The organism is Gordonia sp. NPDC003425, from assembly GCF_053588635.1.
This window is the reverse complement of sequence record NZ_JBSFQI010000024.1, coordinates 1-22,492: the sequence shown is the minus strand read 5'-3', so window position 1 is coordinate 22,492 and position 22,492 is coordinate 1. Positions and strand designations below refer to the sequence as shown.

Sequence of the window (22,492 nt, the reverse complement as noted above, 5' to 3'; positions counted from 1 at the left end):
GGGTGCGGGGGCGCACCACGATCAGGCGGCGGGCCCGAAGGGCAACGTGAAGCGGATGTCGCCCTCGACCATGTCGCGCATGTCGTTGATGTCGTTGCGGAACTGCAGGGTGCGTTCGAGGCCCATGCCGAACGCGAATCCGGAGTACACGTCGGGGTCGATGCCGCTGGCGCGCAACACGTTCGGGTTCACCATGCCGCAGCCACCCCATTCCACCCAGCCGGGCCCGCCCTTCTTGGCGGGGAACCACACGTCGACCTCCGCGGACGGCTCGGTGAAGGGGAAGTAATTGGCGCGCATGCGGGTGGTGGTGTCGGGACCGAACAGTGCCCGTGCGAACACCTCGAGGGTGCCGCGCAGATTGGCCATCGTCAGCCCCTTGTCGATGGCGAGGCCCTCGATCTGGTGGAAGACCGGAGTGTGGGTGGCGTCGAGTTCGTCGGTGCGGAAGGTGCGTCCCGGGCATGCCACGTAGATGGGCAGATCGCGGCTCAGCATCGACCGCACCTGCACGGGCGAGGTGTGCGTGCGCAGCACCTGGCGCGATCCCTCCGGTGACACGTAGAAGGTGTCCTGCATGGAGCGCGCCGGGTGGTCGGGCAGAAAGTTCAGGGCGTCGAAGTTGTGGTGTTCGGTCTCGACCTCAGGCCCCTCGGCGATCTCCCAGCCCATGCCGACGAATACGTCGGCCACCTGCTCGGAGATCACTGTGATGGGATGTCGGGCACCCAACGGTCGACGACGGCTGGGCAGCGTCACATCGACGGCTTCGGACACCAGAACGGCGGCGTCACGCGCGGCCTGCAGTGCCGCGGTGCGCTCGTCGAGTGCCCTGCTGACCGTGCCGCGCACCTGGTTGACCAGCTTGCCGCCCTCCGAACGCTGGTCCTTGGGCAGGCTGCCGAGCGCGCGACGCGCGAGCGCGATCGGTGAACGGTCACCGAGGTGGGCGGTCTTCGCGGCCGTGAGGCTCTCCAGATCGTCCGCCGCGGCAAACGCGGCGACCGCGGCGTCGGCCGCGGCCGCGAGTTCCTGCGGTTGCGGGAACGTGGGTTGCGCTTGGTCGTCGGCAGAGCTGGCCACGGTCGGCGTTCTCCTCGGTTGGGTGTCGGGCGGATGCGACCACCACACGCCGACCGGCAACGCCGCCGGTCAGCGGGCGTGATGACTCCCATCGAGGGTAGTCGACGCCGCGACGACAACCACTGCCCGGGCGGCCGATGGCTGTCTACACTGGTGCACCATGCGCTACACCGTGGAGGACAGTGTCGTCATCGCGCGCCCCGCCCGAGATGTCTACGGGATCGTCAGTGACATCACCCGCACCGGCGAGTGGAGCGAGCAGTGCCACACCTGCACGTGGGACGGCGTGCAACGGGGTGTCGGGGCCACCTTCACCGGACACAACCGCACCGCGGTGCGGGAATGGTCCACCACGTCGACGGTGACCGTCGACGATCCTGCGCGACAGTTCGAGTGGGCGGTGTCCAACAGCGAAACGCGGTGGGGATTCCGCATCGACGCGCTCGACGAGGACACCGCACGGTTGGTCGAGTACACAGACTTCGGCGACACCGGCGAGGCGTTCTTCCGCACCCGTTACGGCGACGACGCCGCGGAACAGATGGTCATTCGGGTCACCGCGGCAATGACCGGCATTCCGGCCACACTCGCCCGCATCAAGGCGATCGCGGAGTCCTAGTACCGCGGCGTACGCCGCAGTGTCGGAGTGTGCTGGGGTGTTCTCAGTGCGAGGTGGTCTGCGCCCGCGCGCTCTCGTAGAGACAGATGGCCGCCGCGGCCGCCAGATTGAGGCTTTCGGCCCTGCCGCGCAACGGGATCGAGACACGGTGGTCGGCCGAGTCGGACAGTTCGACGGGCAGACCGTGCGCCTCGTTGCCGAAGAGCCACGCGGTGGGCCGGGTCAGCACGTCGGCGGCGTCGTCGAGACTCATCTCCCCCGACGCGGCCGTTGCCAGCAACCCGATGCCCGCCGAACGCACGGCTCCGAGGGCTGTTGGAAGATCGCGCTCACGCACGATCGGGATGTGGAAGACGCTGCCCGCACTGGCCCGTACGCACTTGCCGTTGTGCGGGTCGACGGCGTCGCCGAGCAGCACTACCGCGTCGGCGCCCATCGCGTCGGCGGTTCGGATCAATGTGCCCGCGTTGCCGGGCTCGCGCGGTTCGACAGCGACGGCAAGGAGTCGGGGCGCAGCGGCCAGTACCTCGCCGAGGGACGCGTCGAGCAGGTCGCACACCGCGAAGATGCCGGGCGGCGTGGTGGTCTCGGAGAGTTTGCGCGCACCCCGATCGGTCACGAGGGCGACCGGCACGCCTGCCGCGGCAGCCGCGGCGACAACCTCTGCGAAGCGCTCCGCCTCGTCCTCACGCACGAAGACCTCGACGGCGCGCCCGGTGTCGAGCGCCGCGCCGACGGAGTTGGGACCCTCGACGAGAAAGCGGCCCTGACTACGACGATCGGCGGCCCGATGCAGTTTGGCATACGAGACGACCCGCGACGAGCGTTCGGTGAGAACGTCCATCGCGGGTCGTATCGGATCGTTGCGCAACGTCAGGCTGCGGGCGCATTCACGTCGGCGGGCAGCGCCTTGCGGGCCACCTCGACCAGGCCGGCGAAGGCCTCGGGGTCGGTGACGGCGATGTCGGCGAGCACCTTGCGGTCCACCTCGACACCGGCGGCCTTGAGCCCCTGGATGAAGCGGTTGTAGGTGATGTCGTTGGCGCGCGACGCGGCGTTGATGCGCGCGATCCACAGCTTGCGGAACTCACCCTTGCGGGCGCGACGGTCCCGGTAGGCGTAGGTCATCGAGTGGAGCTGCTGCTCCTTGGCCTTGCGGTACAGGCGCGACCGCTGACCGCGGTAGCCCTTGGACGCCTCCAGCGTGGTCCGGCGCTTCTTCTGGGCGTTGACCGCCCTTTTCACACGTGCCATGTCAAATCCTCTTGTTCGTCAGTCAGTGGTCTCGGGTGTCAGCGGTTGAGCAGTCGCTTGATCCGCGGTGCGTCGGCCTCGCTCACGACGGCGACACCGTCGAGACGGCGGGTACGGCGAGAGGGCTTGTGCTCCAGCAGGTGGCGGCGGTTGGCCTTCTGGCGGAGGATCTTTCCGCTGCCGGTCACCTTGAAACGCTTGGCGGTGCCCTTGTGGGTCTTGCTCTTCGGCATTCTTTCTTCCTTCGTTGCGGCGAACTTCAACCACACCCGCGGACGTCGGGTGCGGTGCGCTCGCAGTGGTCGGCCGGCAGGCTCGTTCATCGGGCCCGACCGGGTCGGCTAGCTCGCGGCGTCGTCCTTCGGGCCCTGGGGCCGAGGCGCGCGATCGCGGGATTGCTGTTGCGCTTTCACGCGGGTCTTCGCACCCTTGTGCGGCGCGAGGACCATGGTCATGTTGCGACCGTCCTGCTTGGCTGCGGTCTCGACGAAGCCATGATCGGCGACGTCGTTGCCCAGACGCTGCAGCAGGCGGTAACCGAGTTCGGGACGCGACTGCTCGCGGCCACGGAACATGATGGTCACCTTCACCTTGGAGCCCGCCTCGAGGAACCGGATGACGTGACCCTTCTTGGTCTCGTAATCGTGGTCGTCGATCTTGGGGCGGAGCTTCTGCTCCTTGATGACGGTCATCTGCTGGTTGCGACGCGATTCGCGCTGCTTCTGGGCGGCTTCGTACTTGAACTTGCCGTAGTCCATGATCTTGCACACCGGCGGTCGGGCGTCGGGTGCGACCTCGACCAGGTCCAGGTCGGCCTCGTAGGCCAGGCGAAGCGCATCTTCAACACGCACGATGCCCACCTGCTCCGAATTGGGTCCGACGAGTCGGACCTCGGGGACGCGGATGCGCTCGTTGATGCGGGTCTCAGTGCTGATGGGGCCTCCTTGATAAATCCTGACAGGGTGGCCGTCACGGTCGGCGGAGGTCGCGCGTGGGAGAAGCACTCCTCAGCAGAAGAGCCCCGGGACGGTGTACGTCCGCAGGGCTCCGATACCGACCGGCCCCAAGGCGCTGTTCAGCGCACCGCAGTTCGGGCGCGAAGCCGAACCTCGATGGGACCGGACCGTACAACTGCGCGATCTCAAGGATCGACGCGTCGTAGCGGTGGGAGCGGAACTCCACTTGCGACCCCGGCGCATACCGGGGCGGTCGTGCTATGGAAGTCTATCAGCCATGACCGAAAACACCTATTCGCGCTCCGGCGACGGTGCAGGTGAGGACCTTCCCGGCGCCGTCCCGGCGGATTTCGGGGCCTCCGGTCCGGTCGATTTCGACGATCCCACAGACGGTGGCGACAACGTCAGGGATCTCGGCGATATTCCGGCCATCGAGGTGACCACGCGAGCCATCGTGATGCTGATGAGTGCCTCGGCGGAAAAGCTCGGACTCGGGGTGGGCGCCACCGATGACGACATCGATCTGGACGAGGCCCGCCGGCTCATCACGGCGCTGGCGGGCCTGGTCGACGCCGCAAAACCCGACCTCGGCGTGCACGCGGCACCGATCCGCGACGGGCTCAAGCAGCTTCAGCTCGCGTTCCGCGATGCCAGCGCATATCCCGACGAGCCCGGTGAGGGTCCCGGGGAGAAGTACACCGGCCCGGTGCGTGATCGCCGCCGCTGAATCGTGGAGCGCCGCGCACACCCTCCGGCCTACGCTGGATTCATGACCGCCTCAGACGACGCGCACCGCTCCCCCGGCGACGAGCAACCGATCGGCGAGATCGTCGACGCTGAGGTTGTGGGCGCCGTATCGCCCGGCTCCACGCAACCGGCGCCGACCGTTCTGCCCGACCCCGACTACAACGATGCGGGCGTGCCCAGCTTCGACTTCGTGCGGGACAAGATCGAGAAGCGGATCGGCATTGCCGTTGGCTCGCAGGAACTCGCCGAGGACACCCCGGAAGGCCGTGAGGTCGACGAAATGGTGGCCAAACGCAACGAGGCCGCGAAGAAGCGTCTCGACGAGATCAGAAAGTCGATGGGGTCCTAGGCGATCTGTTGTTGCGGGACAACCTGTGTCAGGCCTGGGTCATGGGGTTGGGCCTGGGTCATGGGGCGCGGCGGGCCGCAGCGCGATGCGGGTCTGTGTCTGCGCGGCACCGCCGGACGATTTGATGCGGCGTAGGAACCGATCCAGGTCGGCGGTTCCCGCCGCGCGGATGCGAAGTAGGTAGTCGTAGGGGCCGGTGACGTGTACCGCGTCGATCACTGCCGGGTCTGCGGTGGCCCAGCGCAGGAACTGTTCGGAATCGGTCGATTCGCGAAGCCGGGTGTCGATGAAGGCCTCGATACTGCCCGCTGCGACGCTCGGCCTCGCTTCGGCGCCCAGCACCGCGCGGTAACCCAGGATGGTCCCCCGGTCCTCGAGCCGGCGGACACGGGCCGCTGCGGCATTGGTACTCAAGCCCACCTCGCGACCGATCCGACTGAACGATGCGCGGCCGTCGGCGACGAGAATGTCCACGATCGCCCTGTCAGTGGCATCCATACGTCGAATCTAGCGGCTGAACAGAGATTCTCGCAGGTCGTCATGTGCCGGCATTCGACGCTGTATGCATGGGAGTGGAATCCGTCGCGGGAGCACTGGTCCTGGGCATGCTGGCCGGACTCGGACTGGCCGTCCCGGTCGGCGCAGTCGGCGCGCTACTCATCCGCGAGGCGATGACGCACGGGTGGCCGGCCACGATGCCGGGTGCGGCCGCGGTGGCGGGTGTCGACACGATCTACACCGCGGCGGTGGCGGCGGGCGGTACCGCCCTGACCCCGGCGATCGCCCGTTTCGGAGTGGTCCCGCAGGTCATCGCCGGCGTGGTGTTGATCGTCGTCGCGGTGATGGCGCTGCGCTCCCCGGCAGCCGACGCCGTCACCACACCGCGCGGACACCGGGGACGTTTCCTCGCATTCGCCGGGCTGACGGCGATCAACCCGGCCACCCTCGTCTATATCGCGGCGATCGTGATGCCACGCGCACCGGCGCTCGGCGTTCCCGAACGAATCGCGTTCACCGCAGGGGTCGGCGTCGCCTCACTGGGGTGGCACACCACGCTGGTGACCGCCGCAGCTCTCCTGCGGACCGGGCTGTCGACGAAGGCGCGCCGCCGCACCGTGGCGGTCGGGAACATGATCGTCGCGGCCCTCGGCGTCGGGATGATCGTGCGCGCCCTGATGTGACGTCGACGTCAGCCTGCGGTCGCCACGCGTTCCTGGGTCTGGAGAATCTCGGCGAGGAACTTGCCGGTGTGGCTTTCGGGAACCTCGGCGATGTCCTCGGGGGTGCCCTCCGCGATCACCGTTCCGCCGCCGCTGCCGCCCTCGGGCCCCATGTCGATGACCCAGTCGGCAGTCTTGATGACGTCGAGGTTGTGTTCGATGACGATCACGGTGTTCCCCTTGTCGACGAGACCGTTGATCACCTTGAGCAGTTTCTTGATGTCCTCGAAGTGCAGCCCGGTGGTGGGTTCGTCGAGGATGTAGACCGTGCGTCCCGACGACCGTTTCTGCAGTTCAGCGGCGAGTTTGACGCGCTGGGCCTCACCGCCGGACAACGTAGGTGCCGGCTGCCCGAGACGGACGTAACCGAGTCCGACGTCGACGAGCGTCTTGAGGTACCGGTGGATCGACGTGACCGGCTCGAAGAACTCGGCGGCCTCCTCGATCGGCATGTCGAGCACCTCGGAGATCGTCTTGCCCTTGTAGTGCACTTCGAGGGTCTCGCGGTTGTAGCGGGCGCCGTGGCACACCTCGCAAGGCACGTAGACATCGGGCAGAAAGTTCATCTCGATCTTGATGGTGCCCTCACCCGTGCATGCCTCGCAGCGACCGCCCTTGACGTTGAACGAGAACCGGCCCGGCTGGTATCCGCGCACCTTGGCTTCGGTGGTCGCGGCGAACAGGGTGCGGATCTTGTCGAAGACGCCGGTGTAGGTAGCCGGATTCGATCGCGGGGTGCGGCCGATCGGCGACTGATCTACTTGGACGAGCTTGTCGAGGTTCCCCAGGCCGTTGACCCGGGTGTGACGTCCGGGCACCTGCCGCGCGCCGTTGAGTTTGTTGGCGAGCACGGTGGCCAGGATGTCGTTGACCAGCGTCGACTTGCCCGACCCGGACACACCGGTCACGGCGGTGAGCACCCCCAGCGGGAACGAGACGTCGATGCCTCGCAGGTTGTGTTCGCGGGCGCCGACCACGGTGAGCTGACGGCCCTTCGAGATGGGCCGCCGGATCGCCGGGATGGGCAGCGTGTCGCGTCCCGACAAGTAGGCACCGGTGAGCGACTTACGGTTGCGCAGCAGGTCCTTGTAGCTGCCGCTGTGCACCACCTCGCCACCGTGCTCACCGGCACGCGGGCCGATGTCCACGATCCAGTCGGCGGCACGAATGGTGTCCTCGTCGTGCTCCACCACGATCAACGTGTTGCCCAGGTCGCGCAGCCGCGTCAGCGTGTCGATGAGCCTGCGGTTGTCGCGTTGATGCAGTCCGATCGACGGTTCGTCGAGCACGTACAGCACGCCGGCGAGTCCCGAACCGATCTGGGTGGCCAGCCGGATGCGCTGGGCTTCACCACCGGACAGTGAACCGGCCGCCCGTGCCAACGACAGGTACTCGAGGCCGACGTCGAGCAGGAAACGGATACGGGCCTGCACCTCCTTGAGGACCCGCCCGGCGATCGCCTTCTGACGCGAGTCGAGTTCGAGCCCGCCGAGGTAATCGGCACACTCGGCCACCGACAGTGCGCACACCTCGGCAATCGACTTGGGTCCGTAGACGGGGTGATCGAGCGTCACTGCGAGGATCTCCGGGCGCAGCCGCGCACCCTGGCAGACCGGGCACGGCACATCGCGCATGTACCCCTCGTAGCGCTCCTTCATCTGCTCGGACTCGGTCTGGTCCATACGTCGACTGAGGAACGACATGACGCCCTCGAACTCGGTGTAGTACGAGCGGGTACGTCCGTAGCGGTTGCGGAACTTGACGTGTACCTGATGATCACTGCCGTTGAGCAACGCATTGCGCGCCTTGGCGGGCAGCTTCTTCCAGGGTGTCTCGACGTCGAAGCCCATCTGATCGGCCAGACCCGTCATCAGCCGCAGGAAGTAGTCGGCGTTGTGTCCGGTCGACCACGGTGCGATGGCGCCCTCGGCCAGGGACAGATCGGGGTCGGGTACGACGAGTTCCTCGTCGACCTCCTTGCGCACGCCGAGACCATCACACTCTGGACATGCTCCGTACGGGGAGTTGAACGAGAACGAGCGGGGTTCGAGATCGTCGATGGCGATGGGATGGCCATTGGGGCAGGCCATGCGTTCGGAGAAGCGTCGCTCCCGCTTCGGGTCGGACTCGTCGAGGTCGACGAAGTCGAGCACGACGATGCCGTCGGCGAGCCGCAGCGCCGTTTCGACCGAGTCGGTGAGGCGCTGCTTGGAGCTGGGTTTGACGACGAGCCGGTCCACCACGACGTCGATGTCGTGCTTTTCCTGCTTCTTGAGCTTGGGCGGATCGGTGAGCTGGTAAACGGTGCCGTCGACGCGGGCACGAGAGAAGCCCTGCGTCTGGAGTTCGCCGAAGAGGTCGACAAACTCGCCCTTGCGGGTGCGGACCACCGGCGCGAGCACCTGGAAGCGTGTGCCCTCGTCCATCGCGAGAACCTGGTCGACGATCTGTTGGGGCGTCTGCTTGGCGATCTCGGCACCGCAGACCGGGCAGTGGGCGACACCGGCCCGCGCGTAGAGCAGACGCAGGTAATCGTAGACCTCGGTGATCGTGCCGACGGTGGAGCGCGGATTGCGGTTGGTCGACTTCTGGTCGATTGACACCGCCGGTGAAAGGCCCTCGATGAAATCGACGTCCGGTTTGTCCATCTGACCCAGGAACTGCCGTGCATACGCCGACAGTGATTCGACGTATCGGCGCTGACCCTCGGCAAAGATCGTGTCGAACGCCAGCGACGATTTCCCCGACCCCGACAACCCGGTGAACACCACCAGGCTGTCACGCGGCAGGTCCACGTCGATTCCACGGAGATTGTGTTCGCGTGCTCCACGGACGATCAAACGATCAACCACAGTTGTCCTATCTCGACATTCGTCTTCAACACCCGATCCTCTTCAACACCCGGGATCCGGTCCGATTCACGGGCGATGGGGGCGCGGCGTGCACGTGAGCACACCCGGCTGCACCACGGTATCGCCGACCACCGACACAATCAGGGCACCCGTCCACCCCTCTTGCGGGCGCATTACACAGATGTCAACGATACTCGGCGCTCCGGGTGTTCCCGACGCCGGAGACAGCGGATACGAGTGTGACTAGATTGGCGTTCATGGCCGCCTCCGATCGCATCATCTCCGACGACTACACCGGCGATCTCTCGTCGTCGGGACCCCAACGGCGCACCCTCGGCAACGCGACGATCGTCAAGCTCTCGGTGGGCCCGATGGACAACAACGTGTACTTCGTCACCAGCACCGCCACGGGTGCACAGCTCATCATCGACGCCGCCAACGATGCCGAAGCGATTCTGGCCACGGTCGACGAGATCGGTGGCACGCCTGCCCTGATCTTCACCACTCACCAGCACTACGACCATTGGCAGGCGCTCGCCGAGGTGGCGAAGGCCACCGGGGCACCGACGGCCAGCGGGCGCGGGGACGCCGCGGAACTGCCGGTCACACCCGATCTGCTGGTCGACGACGGCGACACGGTGACCGTGGGCGACCTGACGTTGGAGGCCATTCACCTCGTCGGTCACACACCCGGGTCCATCGCGCTGGCCCTCACCGACCCGGACACCGGTGTGGTTCACCTGTTCTCCGGGGACTCGCTGTTTCCCGGCGGGGTGGGCAAAACGTGGCGTCCCGAGGACTTCACGACCCTGATCGACGGAGTCAGCACCAAGATCTTCGACCGGTTTCCGGATTCGACCGTCGTCTATCCCGGACATGGCAAGGACACCACACTGGGCGCAGAACGCCCGGCGCTGCCGGAGTGGCGTGAACGTGGGTGGTGACGGCGATCCGGTCGGCCGCCCCGGCGGGTAACCTCGAAAGAGCGCCGAGACCAGTGCCACCCGACACACGACGAGTCCGACTCACCGAGCCACCCACTGCTGCACAGCCACCAACGAAGGGACCGTGTTACAAGATGATTCTCCGCCGTATCGCCCGACCGATGCTCGCCACCGTCTTCGTCTATTCCGGCGTCGACGCGCTGCGCCACCCGCAGCCACGTGCCGAAATGGCGCAGGGACTGGTGGACACGACCGTCGCGGTGTTGCCCGACGAGGTCACCTCCAGCGTTCCCACTGATCCGGTCACCCTGGTCCGCATCAACGGGGCGGTGCAGGTGGGTGGAGGCATCTTGCTGGCCACCGGCAAATTCCCCCGGGTGGCCTCGGCGGTGCTTGCCGGGTCGCTGATTCCGACGACGGTTGCCGGTCACGCGTTCTGGGCAGAGACCGACCCCGCCACGAAGAAGTTGCAGCGCACCCAGTTCATGAAGAACGTCAGCCTGCTCGGCGGACTGCTCATCGCCGCCGCCGACACCGAGGGCAAGCCGTCGCTGGCGTGGCGGGGTCGGAAGAAGGCCGACGCACTCGTGGCGGCGCTCCCGATCGGCGCGAAGGCCGGTGCCACGGCATGGGACACGTTCCGTGAGCACGCCCAGGAGTCGGCATCCGCGCTCGGCGAGAAGTCCGGCGAGGCGGCACACGTCGTCGGAGAGTTCTCCACCGAGACCGCCGACAAGATCCGCGACCGCGCCCCTGAGCTCGCCGAGGCCGCACGGGAACGCTCCGCGGAGGTCGCCGAACGCGTCCGCGATCGCGCCCCCGAGCTGGCCGAAGCCGCTCGCGAGCGGTCCACCGAATTCGCCGAACTGATCGGTGAGCGGTCCACCGAACTGGCCGAACTCGCCCGCCAGCGCTCCGCCGAGCTCGCCGAGCTCGTCAGTGAGCGCGCACCCGAACTCGCCGAATCCGCACGCGAGTTCGCGGCCACCGCGACAGACAAGGCCGAAGCGGTGGCCGACGACGGCCGCCGTCGCTGGCGCAAGGCGCGGTCCTGACCTCGGGGATGTCTTCGCGGACCGAATCTGTTGGGGTGCAACCGGCTGGGTCCGCGAGTTTCCCGGCGCACCACTACCCGTGGACCGTCGACCACGACGAGTGGTCGACGGGACCGTCGGCGACCACCGGCATGACCCTGATGGTGACCGTCGGTTCCAATGCATCACCGAACGTGTTGCGCACCAAGCTTGCTCACGTTTCATCTCATTTGCCGGATCTGCAGCGGGTCACCGTCGGCCACCTGGGGATCGGCCACTCGGCCCACGTTTCCCGCCGCGGGTATCTGCCTGCCGCACCCTTCTTCGAAGCGGGTGCCGTCACCTCGGCGACCGCGATCTGGGTCGACGACGAGCAACTCGCCGCGCTCGACTCGACCGAACCGAACTATCAACGAATACCGCTGAGAACCACCGAGCATCCCCTGAACTCCGATCTCGACGAAGCCCTACCCGATCACTTCGACGTCTACGTCTCCCGCCACGGCGTGCTCGGCGGACCACGCCCGGTGCCGCTGGGTTCGCAGGCCGAGATGCTCGCGTGGCTCGGTGACCGGCTCGCCGATCCGGCACTGCACGAACCGGTCGAGCGGGTCTGTGCCCGCCTGGCAGAACCGCGTTGCGCGAGAGAGCTGACCGAGCGCCTGCGCACGGCCGGTCTCGTCGTCGACGACGGTCTCAGCGAATCGCCGCGCAGCGGCCGGGCGGGGGTGCGCACGTCGTGAGTTCGCCCTCGGCCCGTCCGGAAACCCGCACGGACGACGAACAGGACCACCTCGACCGCGTGTACGCCCGCCTCGACCGGATGCGCGCGAACACCCGGCGCCGCCTCTCCGACACGCTCCGCGAATCCGACGGCACCCCGCAAGCGCTCTCCGAACGCGAGTCGTACGAACGCATGTACGTCGACGACCTCGCCAAGTTCGATGCCGCCGAACACAATCTGTACTTCGGGCGGCTCGATCTCGACGATGGCGAGGTCCGGCGGATCGGCCGCATCGGCATTCTCGACGACGACCGCGATGACACCACGCTGCTGCTGGACTGGCGCGCACCCCTTTCGCGTGCGTTCTACCTGGCGACGCCCGCGAGCCCCGAGCACGTGGTCCGCCGGCGGCACATTCGTACCCGCAACCGCCGGGTACGTGCGGTCAACGACGAATTCCTCACCGCCGGTGAGGGTTCCGTGGACGACTTCGGCCATGGGGATGTGGTCAACGAGTCCGCCCTGGTCGCTGCGCTCGATGCCGCCCGCACCGGTGAGATGACCGACATCGTGGAGACGATTCAACGCGAGCAGGACCTGATCATCAGATCGCCCCATCGCGGGGTCACCGTGATCCAGGGCGGTCCCGGCACCGGCAAGACCGCGGTGGCACTGCATCGTGCCGCCTACCTGCTCTACACGCACCGCGACATCCTCTCGCGCAGCGGAGTTCTCATCATCGGACCCAACAACGACTTCCTCGACTACATCGGGCAGGTGCTTCCCTCGCTCGGCGAATCCGACGTGTTGCTCGCAACGATCGGCGAACTGTATCCCGGGGTGCGCGCCGGGGCGGACGAATCGCGCCGTACCCGCGAGATCAAGGGCAACCTGCGGATGCTCGACGTGCTCAAACGTGCGGTACGCGGATACGAGTCGCTGCCGTCGGCCGCGGTTCCGATCGACTTCGACGGCTACCGGGTCGAGATCGACAGTGCGCTGGTCAAGTCGGCGCGATCAGCGGCACGCGGATCACGGCGCGCGCACAATCAGGCGCAGCCGGTGTTCGTGCGCGCCGCACTCGATGCTCTTGCCGTGCGTCACGCCACCACGATCGGCTCGAGTCTCCTCGATGGTTCGCAGCTGCTCAGCTCCACCGATATCGCCGACATTCGCGACGACATGGCGCGCGACCCCGACATCCGCGAGCAGGTCCTCCGCTTCTGGCCCACCCTGATGCCGCAGGATGTGCTGCGCAGCCTGTACGCCGACGCGTCGGCCCTGCGCAAGGCCACTCCCGGATGGTCGGACGCCGACCGGGCAGAACTCCACCGCCCGGCGCGGCCCGCACCCGCCGACGCCGATCTGACACCTGCTGACATCCCGCTGCTCGACGAACTCGCCGAACTGATCGGATACGGCACCGACGAGGCCGAGCGTGCCGAGCGGGAGCGCTGGCGACGTCAGCTCGCCGAGGCGCAGGATGCCCTCGACATCCTGACCGGTTCGGCTCCACAGGATCTCGAGGACGAGCTCGATCCCGAGATCCTCATGGCCTACGACCTGATCGATGCCGAACAGCTGGCGGCCCGGCAGAGCGAGGTGCGGCGCAGTACGACCGCCGAACGCGCCTTCAGTGACCGTAGCTGGACATTCGGCCACGTGATCGTCGACGAGGCCCAGGAGCTGTCGGCGATGGCGTGGCGAATGGTGATGCGGCGCATACCGAATCGCTGGATGACGATCATCGGCGACACCGCCCAGACGGGCGACCTGGCAGGCACCACGTCGTGGGGCGAGGTCCTCGAGCCGTACGTGGCCAACCGGTGGCATCTGCGCGAGCTCACCGTCAACTACCGCACCCCCGGCGAGATCATGGCGTACGCGGCGCGGGTGCTGCGACAGGTCGGGCCCACACTGACCGCACCGACATCATTGCGCGACAACGGAATGGAACCGGTCTCCGTGCGCTCGGACCGTCCGTCCCTGGTGTCGACGGCGCTCGCGGCGGCGACCGATCCCGGTCTCACGGGCCTGACCGGCATCGTGGTCCCCGACGAACTGTTCACCGAAACACAGCGCGCCGTCGACGAACTCGATGGCGACTCGCGGCCCCGCCTGCACACGGTGACCACCTGCAAGGGCCTTGAGTTCGATACCACGGTCGTCGTCGAACCCGCGGCCATCATCGAGCAGTCACCCAGGGGTTACAGCGACCTCTATGTGGCCCTGACGAGAAGCACCCAACGCCTGATCGTGGTGCACGCCAAGCAGCTTCCGGTCGAACTGGCCGATCTGGAGGCTTAGCCGGCGACGGCTACGTGGTGTGAACGATCAGGACATCGCACGCAGACTTGCGGGCGACGTCGGCGGGCACCGACCCGAGTAGACGTCCGGCGATCGAGTTGAGTCCGCGATTGCCGACGACGAGGAGATCGGCCTGCACGTCGACGACCAGTTGCAGCAAGGCATCCACCGGCGCCCCTTTGACCGCACGCGGCACGATGTTGGCGGCACCGGCACGCTTGGCCCGCTCCCTGGCGGAGCGGAGGATCTCGTCGGTCGGCGATGTACCCGTCACCTGGTAGGCCTCGTCCTTGAGGATGTCGGCGGCACCACCGGAACTCCGGTCGTTGGGAAAGTACGCGCAGGCGATCACGAGTTTCGCCGACTCCCCTGCGATCGCGCCGGCACGTTCCACCGCCTTCAACGACGACTCCGAGCCGTCGGTGCCCACCACGACCGTCTGGTATGCGCTCATCCCTACCCTCCGCTAGTTGGCCGGTTCACGCCCCTTGCGCAACCGTCATCCCCCCACAATCCAGGGATCCCTGCCTCGGCAGAATAGTGCGCAGCGGCCGATTTGTCCGCTGATCCGGCCGTGTCACTTGATCCCTGCGGCGTCCATGCCGCGCAATTCCTTCTTCAGATCCGCGATTTCGTCGCGGAGGCGCCCGGCGAGTTCGAACTGCAAATCGCGTGCCGCGTTCATCATCTGGTCGGTGAGTTGCGCGACGAGATCGGCGAGTTCGGCGCGCGGCATGGCCGACACATCCCGCTTCTCGATGACTCCGGCGCTCGCCGACCGCGACTTCGACACTTCACCCTGGGCGCGGCGCCCACGACTCGCGTTGCGTCCGGACCCGCCGACCTCGACCGGTGCGTCCTCCGCCTCTCGGTAGACCTGGTCGAGGATGTCGGCGATCTTCTTGCGCAACGGCTGCGGGTCGATGCCCTTCTCCTTGTTGTAGGCAACCTGCTTGGCGCGCCGGCGCTCGGTCTCGTCGATGGCGTTACGCATCGACTCGGTGACCGTATCGGCATACATGTGAACCTCACCGGACACGTTGCGCGCGGCCCGGCCGATGGTCTGGATCAGCGAGGTGGTGGACCGGAGGAAACCCTCCTTGTCCGCGTCGAGGATCGCCACCAGCGAGACTTCGGGCAGGTCGAGTCCCTCGCGCAGGAGGTTGATGCCCACCAGCACGTCGTACTCGCCAGATCGCAACTGCCGCAACAGTTCCACCCGACGCAGCGTGTCCACCTCGGAATGCAGGTAACGCACCCGGATGCCGAGTTCGAGTAGGTAATCGGTGAGATCCTCGGCCATCTTCTTGGTCAGCGTGGTCACCAGCACACGTTCGTCGCGTTCGGTGCGCTCCCGGATCTCGTGAACGAGATCGTCGATCTGGCCCTTCGTGGGTTTGACGACGACCTCGGGATCGACGAGACCGGTGGGCCGGATCACCTGTTCGACGAATTCGCCGTTGGACTGACCGAGTTCATAGGGGCCCGGTGTGGCCGACAGGTACACCGTCTGCCCGATGCGGTCGACGAACTCGTCCCAGGTGAGCGGTCGGTTGTCGACGGCCGAGGGCAGCCGGAAACCGTAGTCGACCAGGTTCCGTTTGCGGGACATGTCACCCTCGTACATGCCGCCGATCTGGGGCACCGTGACGTGGGATTCGTCGATGACGAGCAGGAAGTCCTCGGGGAAGTAGTCGATGAGGGTGGCCGGCGCACTACCTGCGGGCCGTCCGTCGATGTGGCGTGAGTAGTTCTCGATACCGGAGCAGAAGCCGACCTGACGCATCATCTCCAGGTCGTAGCTGGTACGCATCCGCAGGCGTTGGGCCTCGAGCAGTTTGCCCTTGGCCTCGAGATCGGCGAGACGCTCCTCGAGTTCACGCTCGATGCTCGACATCGCCTTCTCCATACGCTCGGGTCCGGCGACGTAGTGGGTGGCGGGAAAGATCCGCAGCGAGTCGACCTGCTTGATCACGTCTCCGGTCAGCGGATGCAGGTAATACAGCGCCTCCACCTCGTCACCGAAGAATTCGATGCGCACCGCGAGTTCTTCGTAGGACGGGATGATCTCGACGGTGTCGCCGCGCACCCGGAAGCTGCCGCGGGTGAAGGAATGATCGTTGCGGGTGTACTGCACGTCCACCAGCAGCCGCAGCAGTGCGTCACGGTCGATCTCCTCCCCCACCTCGACCTCGACGGACCGGTCGAGGTACGACTGCGGGGTACCCAGACCGTAGATGCACGAGACCGACGCGACCACCACCACGTCCCGGCGCGACAGGAGGCTCGACGTGGCCGAGTGACGCAGCCGCTCGACGTCGTCGTTGATCGACGAGTCCTTCTCGATATAGGTGTCGGTCTGCGCGATGTACGCCTCGGGTTGGTAGTAGTCGTAATACGAGACGAAGTACTCGACCGCGTTGTTCGGCAACATGTCGCGCAGTTCGTTCGCGAGCTGCGCGGCGAGGGTCTTGTTGGGCGCCATCACCAGCGTGGGGCGCTGCACCCGCTCGATGAGCCACGCCGTGGTGGCCGATTTTCCCGTCCCGGTGGCGCCGAGCAGGACGATGTCCTTCTCGCCGGCCGTGATCCGGCGCTCGAGGTCGTCGATGGCGGCGGGCTGGTCACCGGCGGGCTCGTACTCGCTGACGACTTCGAACGCCGCCTCGGAGCGTTCGATAGCGCCCACGGGCCGGTGCTCGGAGTGCGCAAGAACCGGGTGCTCGGTAGCAAATGCCATATCGCCAGGGTAGACGCGGGGTGTGACAGGAATGTTCCGGTGAGCCGGCCGGTACCCTCATCGCATGATTCACCCGCCCAAACGCGAGGTCTTCGACGTCCCGGCCATGACGAACACCGACAACAAGGGCTTTGTCCGCGAGGTCGACGAGTACCGGGAGACCGGCTTCGGGCTGTACATGGCGCGCCCCACCCCCGACCATCCGCGGTTCTTCTACCTGGAATCGTGGCTACTGCCCGGATGCGGTCTGCGGGCCAACATCTTTCACTTCGTGCCCGGGCACCGGCCGGGACAGCGCCTCTACCTCGACGTCGGCCGGTTCAACGGCCCCGACGAGCACGGGCGCTGGCATGCCACCGACTGGTACCTCGACCTCGTCGATGTGCCCGGAACGCCCCTCGAGATGATCGACGTGGACGAATTGTTCGAGGCGCACGCCGCGGGGCTGATGAGCACCACCGACTGCCAGGAGGCCGTCGCGATCGCCGCGCGTGCTCTGGTCGGGGCCGCCGAGCACGGTCACGACGCACAGTCCTGGCTCGATGCGGCCGTCGGCGGTGAGGTGTCGTTTCGCGAGGGGCCGGTGGGCTGACGCATCGCGTAGCGGCGCGGGTCAGGTCAGAAGACCACGCACGAACTACCGGTGTAGAAACCCTGCTGCACAGTGAAGGTGCCGACGGTGTACTCGTTGCCCTGAGTCACCGTGATGGTGTATTTCCCTGTCGCCGTCGGAACCCAGAATCCGGTGGCCTTGCCGCCGTTGGGCTTTTCCGACGCGAACTGGGCGCCGTTGGCCTTGAAGATCACGTTCTCGGTGCCGGTGACCTCGGCGACCACCCCGTAGCCGCATCCGACACCGTACTTGCCGTCCTGCGACCCGAACAACGCCGAATTCTGGATCTTGGCACTGGTGACGGTGGCCGAAGCCGGCGCCGCAGTGCCGACACCGAGCGCCGCTGCGCCGAGTACCGCGATGCCGCCCGCCAGAATCCGTGTGGCGCGGGTGGGGTTGTTGATGCCTGTCATCCGTGCTCTCCTCATCGTCGACCGTAGGCGCGCGGTGCGCCCGTTGATGCGAGGCTAGATCAGGAGCAGGCACGAAAAGTGCTGTTCAACCCGATTTCAGGACTCTTGTCGTCCGAACGATCCACGCCAGGCCGCGATCCGCGGATACACCTCGTCGAACCACGGTTCCTTCGCGGCCACGTACGCTTCGGAGTCGCCGTCGGCACCGTCGAATGCCGCGCGTTTGATCGCGGTGTACTCCTCCCGCGCTGCGGCGTCGGCGCGGAGCCAGTCGCGGAAGTCGATGGCGAATCGCTGGCCGGGCGAACCCGCGGCCCGCAGGTGCACGTTCACCGGACGGCCCGGGTCGGCAGCGCCGTGGAGCCGCTTACCCCAGGCGCCCGCATCCACCGATCCGGTCGCGGGATCGGGTTTGGGGTTGTCGCCCTCGATTCCCGGCATCCGGGGGAATCCACCGTCGGCCAGTGTGTCGGACAGGGCGTCGGCGACGTCGAGATCGGCGACGGTCACCTGGATGTCGATCGTGGGTTTCGCGGCGAGTCCGGGGACGGCGGTAGAACCGATGTGGTCGATGGCCGACGCCTTGTCCCCGACCAGCGCCCACAATCGGTTCACCAGCCGCGAGCCCAACTCAGCCCAGGCGGGATCGGGGTCGGCGAGGACCACCGGGCCGGGTGCCACGGTGCGGGAGCGCACGTTCGCCTCGTAGGGAACAAGCCTGTCGTTCCACAACGCGGCCGCTGCATCAGCCAGTTGGTCCGGTGTCCCCGAGTTGTCGAGCCAGACGTCGGCGACCGCGCGTCGCTGCTCATCGGTGGCCTGCGCCCGGATGCGTGCTCTGGCGTCGTCCTCGGGCATGCCGCGCAGCTCGGTGAGCCGTGTGACGCGCAGTTCCTCGTCGGCGCCGACGATGACGACAAGGTGGAAGAACGGCGCCATGTTGCCTTCGACGAGCAGCGGGATGTCCTGCACCACAATCGCATCGGCGGGTGCCTGCTCGAGCAACTCCTGGGTGCGCGCACCGACGAGCGGATGCGTGATGGAGTTCAGGGTTGCGCGGCTCTCGTCGTCGACGAATGCCTTTGCCGCCAGTGCCGGCCGGTCGAGCGAGCCGTCCTCGGCGAGGATGTCGTCACCGAACGCTTCGACGAGTGCGGCCAACCCGGGAGTGCCGGGTTTCACCACCTCGCGGGCGATCTTGTCGGCGTCGATGTGGTAGCCACCGCGCTCCACGAAGGTCGTCGCCACCGTCGATTTGCCGGCCCCGATGCCGCCGGACAGTCCCAGCCTGATCATCGTTCCAGTTTGGCAAATGCCGCCACAACGCCGAGACCCCCTCCCGGAATGCGGGAGGGGGTCTGGCGGTGGTGAGTTGTTCAGCGCACCAGCTGCGTCAAGCGATCAGGCGTTGCCCGACAGCTTCTCACGCAGCGCGGCGAGCTGCTCGTCGCTGGCCAGCGAACCGCCGGTCGACGGTGCGCTGGACGACGAGGTAGAACCGCCACCGCGGTTCTCCGATGCCGACGAGTAGTCCGACGGGGCCTTCTCCGCCTCGGCGGCCGCCGCGGCGAACTTCTCGATCTGGGCGGTGTGCATCTTGTGGCGACGCTCGGCCTCGGCGTACCGGGCCTCCCATGCCTCACGCTGCTTCTCGAAGCCTTCGAGCCATTCGTTGGTCTCGGCGTCGAAGCCCTCGGGGAAGATGTAGTTGCCCTGCTCGTCGTAGCTGTCGGCCATTCCGTACTTCGACGGGTCGAACTCCTCGGTGTAGTCCTCGTTGGCCTGCTTGAGGCTCAGCGAGATGCGACGACGCTCGAGATCGATGTCGATGACCTTGACCATCGCGTCGTCGCCGACGGAGACAACCTGATCGGGCACCTCGACGTGGCGCTCGGCCAGCTCCGAGATGTGCACGAGGCCCTCGATGCCGTCGTCGACGCGGACGAACGCACCGAACGGAACCAGCTTGGTGACCTTGCCCGGCACGATCTGACCGATCGCGTGGGTGCGGGCGAACTGACGCCACGGGTCTTCCTGGGTGGCCTTGAGCGAGAGCGAGACGCGCTCACGGTCGAGATCGACGTCGAGCACCTCGACGGTGACCTCGTCGCCCACGGTGACGACCTCGGACGGATGATCGATGTGCTTCCACGACAGCTCGGACACGTGGACCAGGCCGTCGACGCCGCCGAGATCGACGAACGCACCGAAGTTGACGATCGACGAGACGACGCCCTTGCGGACCTGTCCCTTCTGCAACTGATGCAGGAACTCGCTGCGAACCTCCGACTGGGTCTGCTCCAGCCAGGCGCGGCGCGAGAGCACCACGTTGTTGCGGTTCTTGTCGAGCTCGATGATCTTGGCCTCGATCTCCTTGCCGATGTACGGCTGCAGATCGCGGACGCGGCGCATCTCCACCAGCGACGCCGGGAGGAAGCCGCGCAGGCCGATGTCGAGGATCAGGCCGCCCTTGACGACCTCGATGACGGTGCCCTTGACGGCCTCGTCCTTCTCCTTGAGTTCTTCGATGGTGCCCCAGGCGCGCTCGTACTGAGCCCGCTTCTTGGACAGGATCAGGCGGCCTTCCTTGTCCTCCTTGGTGAGGACCAGGGCTTCGACCTCGTCACCGACGTTGACGACCTCGGAAGGATCGACGTCGTGCTTGATCGACAGTTCACGGGAAGGGATCACGCCTTCGGTCTTGTAACCGATGTCGAGCAGAACCTCGTCGCGGTCGACCTTGACGATCGTCCCTTCCACGATGTCGCCATCGTTGAAGTACTTGATCGTGGAGTCGATGGCGGCGAGAAAGTCCTCGGCCGAGCCGATGTCATTGACGGCTACTTGCGGCGAGGTGATCGTGGGGGACGACATATGTTGAGTTGCTCCGGACAGGTATGTAGTAGGTACAGTTCTTCGTGGTTGGGACGGCATGTCCGCGAACACCCGCGACGGGCGTCGGAGACGCTCGACAAGGTGTTCACCCAGGGCACCACACTCCGGTGACGCCAAGGTGAAGGCATGCTGAACCGCGCGACAACGAGCTCACGCGCTTTGTCAAGCCTACTCCACCCGCGTTGTGCTGGGCAAATACCTGTCCGGGCGGCCCCGCTGTCACACTGGACGCCGTGGCGCACTCGGTGGAACTCCTGCTCGATGAGGCGACCGACCTGCAGATTCGGCGGCAGTGGGACCTCCTCCGGGACGCCGGTCTTCCCAGTCAGGCGACCGTCGACTCGGCGACCAACCGCCCGCACGTCACGCTCGTCGCGGCTCACCGCATCGACCCGGGCATCGACGCAGCGCTCGCGACGGTCGCGCTGCGGCTACCGTTCACCGCCGTCGTCGGCGCACCGATCGTCTTCGGAACCGGCCGCACCCGAACTCTCGCGCGACTCGTGGTGCCGTCGACCGAACTGCTCGCCACGCACGCTCAGGTGGTGCGACTCGCCGCGGGCCACGTCGCGGATACCGACGGCACACCATCACTGTTGCCACACTGCCGACCCGGACACTGGACTCCACATGTGACCCTGGCCAGGCGTGTCGCCACCGAACGTATCGGAGAAGCCATCGCTGCCCTCGGGAACCTACCTGCGCTCGACGGACGGTTCGCGGCGCTTCGGCGCTGGGACAGCGACACCCGTACCGATCACCTGCTGGCCGGACGGGAGTGCTGATGACCGACCCCACGGACGATCCGGCTCCGTCCACCACGCCACCACGCCTGCTCGGCGACATCGACTCCTCGACCAGCGAACGCGCCAATCGTCGCTTCTGGGACGGTGAGACGGTCGAGTACCACCGCATCCACCGGGACTACCTCGGTGAGGACGTCCCCGGGGGTGACTTCCTGTGGTGTCCGGAACGCTTGAGTGAAGCCGAGGCCGGCCTGCTCGGCGATGTGACGGGACGCGACGTGCTCGAGGTGGGCTGCGGGTCGGCACCGTGTGCGCGGTGGCTTCGCGCCCGCGGCGCCGAGGTGATCGGCCTGGACCTTTCGCATGGGATGCTCGCGCATGGTGTCGGTGTGATGGATCGCCTCGGTGAAGCCCGGGTACCACTGGTCCAGGCCACCGCCGAAGCGTTGCCCTTCGCCGACGCGTCCTTCGACACGGCGTTCTCGTCGTTCGGTGCCATCCCGTTCGTCGCCGATTCGGCGCGCGTGATGCGCGAGGTGGCACGTGTGCTGCGGCCGGGCGGCAGGTGGGTGTTCTCGATCAATCACCCGATGCGCTGGATCTTCCCCGACGACCCGGGACCCGCCGGTCTCACCGTCGCAATCCCGTACTTCACCCGCACGCCGTATTCCGAGGTGAACGACGACGGAACCGTCACCTACGTGGAGCATCACCGCACCATCGGCGATCGCGTTCGTGAGATCCGTTCCGCCGGAATGATTCTCGACGATATCGTGGAGCCCGAATGGCCCGACGACCTCGACCGTGAGTGGGGACAGTGGAGTCCGCTTCGCGGACAGTACTTCCCGGGTACCGCGATATTCTGCGCACACAAGCCGACGGGGCCGACCGACGGTTAGCGGGCTCTTCCGGATTCAGAGTGCATCGAGGTGTTGTGCCAGGCCGCCGGAGTGGATGAGTGACCGCAAGATGTAGTGGCCGAGGTTGCGGAATCCG

General features: G+C 66.7%; 23 protein-coding genes. 11 read left to right on the top strand and 12 right to left on the bottom strand.

Annotated elements, in window-relative coordinates; genetic code table 11:
- Positions 1-21: 21 nt before the first annotated feature.
- Positions 22-1,083, bottom strand: coding sequence for a phenylalanine--tRNA ligase subunit alpha (pheS, locus tag ACWDTD_RS19860; protein ID WP_449748851.1), 1,062 nt, complete (start codon positions 1,081-1,083; stop codon positions 22-24).
- Positions 1,084-1,243: 160 nt separating this feature from the next.
- Between pheS and ACWDTD_RS19855 the strand changes: the two genes are divergently transcribed.
- A complete protein-coding gene (locus ACWDTD_RS19855) occupies positions 1,244-1,702 on the top strand; it encodes an SRPBCC family protein (protein ID WP_449748850.1) in 459 nt (152 codons plus the stop codon).
- 43 nt (positions 1,703-1,745) lie between these two features.
- Here ACWDTD_RS19855 and ACWDTD_RS19850 read toward each other — a convergent pair whose 3' ends face one another.
- The 4 genes from ACWDTD_RS19850 to infC form a co-directional block, all read right to left on the bottom strand.
- Positions 1,746-2,546 (bottom strand): TrmH family RNA methyltransferase, encoded by an 801-nt coding sequence (locus ACWDTD_RS19850; RefSeq protein ID WP_449748849.1) that lies wholly within the window; start codon positions 2,544-2,546, stop codon positions 1,746-1,748.
- A 29-nt stretch (positions 2,547-2,575) separates the two neighbouring features.
- On the bottom strand, positions 2,576-2,956 hold the full coding sequence (gene rplT / locus ACWDTD_RS19845; protein ID WP_449748848.1) for a 50S ribosomal protein L20: 381 nt from the start codon (positions 2,954-2,956) through the stop codon (positions 2,576-2,578).
- Between the two features lie 38 nt (positions 2,957-2,994).
- A complete protein-coding gene (rpmI, locus tag ACWDTD_RS19840) occupies positions 2,995-3,189 on the bottom strand; it encodes a 50S ribosomal protein L35 (RefSeq protein ID WP_449748847.1) in 195 nt (64 codons plus the stop codon).
- A 108-nt stretch (positions 3,190-3,297) separates the two neighbouring features.
- Positions 3,298-3,909, bottom strand: a complete 612-nt coding sequence (infC, locus tag ACWDTD_RS19835; RefSeq protein WP_449748863.1) for a translation initiation factor IF-3 — start codon at positions 3,907-3,909, stop codon at positions 3,298-3,300.
- 280 nt (positions 3,910-4,189) lie between these two features.
- On the opposite strand from infC, the gene ACWDTD_RS19830 reads away from it, so the two are divergent.
- Together ACWDTD_RS19830 and ACWDTD_RS19825 are read left to right on the top strand one after the other, a co-directional pair.
- Positions 4,190-4,639, top strand: a complete 450-nt coding sequence (locus ACWDTD_RS19830; protein WP_449748846.1) for a DUF1844 domain-containing protein — start codon at positions 4,190-4,192, stop codon at positions 4,637-4,639.
- Positions 4,640-4,681: 42 nt separating this feature from the next.
- Positions 4,682-5,008, top strand: a complete 327-nt coding sequence (locus ACWDTD_RS19825) for a PspA domain-containing protein (RefSeq protein ID WP_449748845.1) — start codon at positions 4,682-4,684, stop codon at positions 5,006-5,008.
- 39 nt (positions 5,009-5,047) lie between these two features.
- On the opposite strand, the gene ACWDTD_RS19820 is transcribed toward ACWDTD_RS19825, so the two are convergent.
- Positions 5,048-5,506: an Lrp/AsnC family transcriptional regulator gene (locus ACWDTD_RS19820; protein ID WP_449748844.1), complete on the bottom strand. Its 459-nt coding sequence runs from the start codon at positions 5,504-5,506 to the stop codon at positions 5,048-5,050.
- Positions 5,507-5,574: 68 nt separating this feature from the next.
- Between ACWDTD_RS19820 and ACWDTD_RS19815 the strand changes: the two genes are divergently transcribed.
- Entirely contained in the window at positions 5,575-6,189 is a 615-nt protein-coding gene (locus ACWDTD_RS19815; RefSeq protein ID WP_449748843.1) for a LysE family transporter, read from the top strand.
- 8 nt (positions 6,190-6,197) lie between these two features.
- On the opposite strand, the gene uvrA is transcribed toward ACWDTD_RS19815, so the two are convergent.
- On the bottom strand, positions 6,198-9,080 hold the full coding sequence (gene uvrA / locus ACWDTD_RS19810) for an excinuclease ABC subunit UvrA (protein ID WP_449748842.1): 2,883 nt from the start codon (positions 9,078-9,080) through the stop codon (positions 6,198-6,200).
- A gap of 257 nt (positions 9,081-9,337) precedes the next feature.
- Between uvrA and ACWDTD_RS19805 the strand changes: the two genes are divergently transcribed.
- The 4 genes from ACWDTD_RS19805 (at position 9,338) to ACWDTD_RS19790 (ending at position 14,089) form a co-directional block, all read left to right on the top strand.
- On the top strand, positions 9,338-10,024 hold the full coding sequence (locus tag ACWDTD_RS19805; RefSeq protein WP_449748841.1) for an MBL fold metallo-hydrolase: 687 nt from the start codon (positions 9,338-9,340) through the stop codon (positions 10,022-10,024).
- 134 nt (positions 10,025-10,158) lie between these two features.
- Positions 10,159-11,079 carry a DoxX family membrane protein gene (locus tag ACWDTD_RS19800; RefSeq protein WP_449748840.1) on the top strand — a complete coding sequence of 307 codons (921 nt, stop codon included), beginning with the start codon at positions 10,159-10,161 and terminating at the stop codon, positions 11,077-11,079.
- Positions 11,080-11,114: 35 nt separating this feature from the next.
- A complete protein-coding gene (locus ACWDTD_RS19795; protein ID WP_449748839.1) occupies positions 11,115-11,801 on the top strand; it encodes a hypothetical protein in 687 nt (228 codons plus the stop codon).
- Entirely contained in the window at positions 11,798-14,089 is a 2,292-nt protein-coding gene (locus ACWDTD_RS19790; RefSeq protein ID WP_449748838.1) for a HelD family protein, read from the top strand. The genes ACWDTD_RS19795 and ACWDTD_RS19790 overlap by 4 nt, the downstream gene beginning before the upstream one ends.
- Before the next feature lie 10 nt (positions 14,090-14,099).
- Here ACWDTD_RS19790 and ACWDTD_RS19785 read toward each other — a convergent pair whose 3' ends face one another.
- Positions 14,100-14,543 (bottom strand): universal stress protein, encoded by a 444-nt coding sequence (locus ACWDTD_RS19785; protein WP_449748837.1) that lies wholly within the window; start codon positions 14,541-14,543, stop codon positions 14,100-14,102.
- 123 nt (positions 14,544-14,666) lie between these two features.
- A complete protein-coding gene (uvrB, locus tag ACWDTD_RS19780) occupies positions 14,667-16,829 on the bottom strand; it encodes an excinuclease ABC subunit UvrB (RefSeq protein WP_449748836.1) in 2,163 nt (720 codons plus the stop codon).
- Positions 16,830-16,893: 64 nt separating this feature from the next.
- On the opposite strand from uvrB, the gene ACWDTD_RS19775 reads away from it, so the two are divergent.
- Positions 16,894-17,421: a DUF402 domain-containing protein gene (locus ACWDTD_RS19775; protein WP_449748835.1), complete on the top strand. Its 528-nt coding sequence runs from the start codon at positions 16,894-16,896 to the stop codon at positions 17,419-17,421.
- Between the two features lie 26 nt (positions 17,422-17,447).
- On the opposite strand, the gene ACWDTD_RS19770 is transcribed toward ACWDTD_RS19775, so the two are convergent.
- From ACWDTD_RS19770 to rpsA, 3 genes are all read right to left on the bottom strand, one after another.
- Positions 17,448-17,855 carry a hypothetical protein gene (locus tag ACWDTD_RS19770; RefSeq protein ID WP_449748834.1) on the bottom strand — a complete coding sequence of 136 codons (408 nt, stop codon included), beginning with the start codon at positions 17,853-17,855 and terminating at the stop codon, positions 17,448-17,450.
- A gap of 96 nt (positions 17,856-17,951) precedes the next feature.
- On the bottom strand, positions 17,952-19,151 hold the full coding sequence (gene coaE, locus ACWDTD_RS19765; protein ID WP_449748833.1) for a dephospho-CoA kinase: 1,200 nt from the start codon (positions 19,149-19,151) through the stop codon (positions 17,952-17,954).
- Positions 19,152-19,256: 105 nt separating this feature from the next.
- On the bottom strand, positions 19,257-20,729 hold the full coding sequence (gene rpsA / locus ACWDTD_RS19760) for a 30S ribosomal protein S1 (protein WP_449748832.1): 1,473 nt from the start codon (positions 20,727-20,729) through the stop codon (positions 19,257-19,259).
- A 254-nt stretch (positions 20,730-20,983) separates the two neighbouring features.
- Between rpsA and ACWDTD_RS19755 the strand changes: the two genes are divergently transcribed.
- Both ACWDTD_RS19755 and ACWDTD_RS19750 read left to right on the top strand, forming a co-directional pair.
- Entirely contained in the window at positions 20,984-21,535 is a 552-nt protein-coding gene (locus ACWDTD_RS19755; RefSeq protein ID WP_449748831.1) for a 2'-5' RNA ligase family protein, read from the top strand.
- On the top strand, positions 21,535-22,395 hold the full coding sequence (locus ACWDTD_RS19750) for a class I SAM-dependent methyltransferase (protein ID WP_449748830.1): 861 nt from the start codon (positions 21,535-21,537) through the stop codon (positions 22,393-22,395). Before ACWDTD_RS19755 ends, ACWDTD_RS19750 begins: the two co-directional genes overlap by 1 nt.
- Positions 22,396-22,492: the final 97 nt, after the last annotated feature.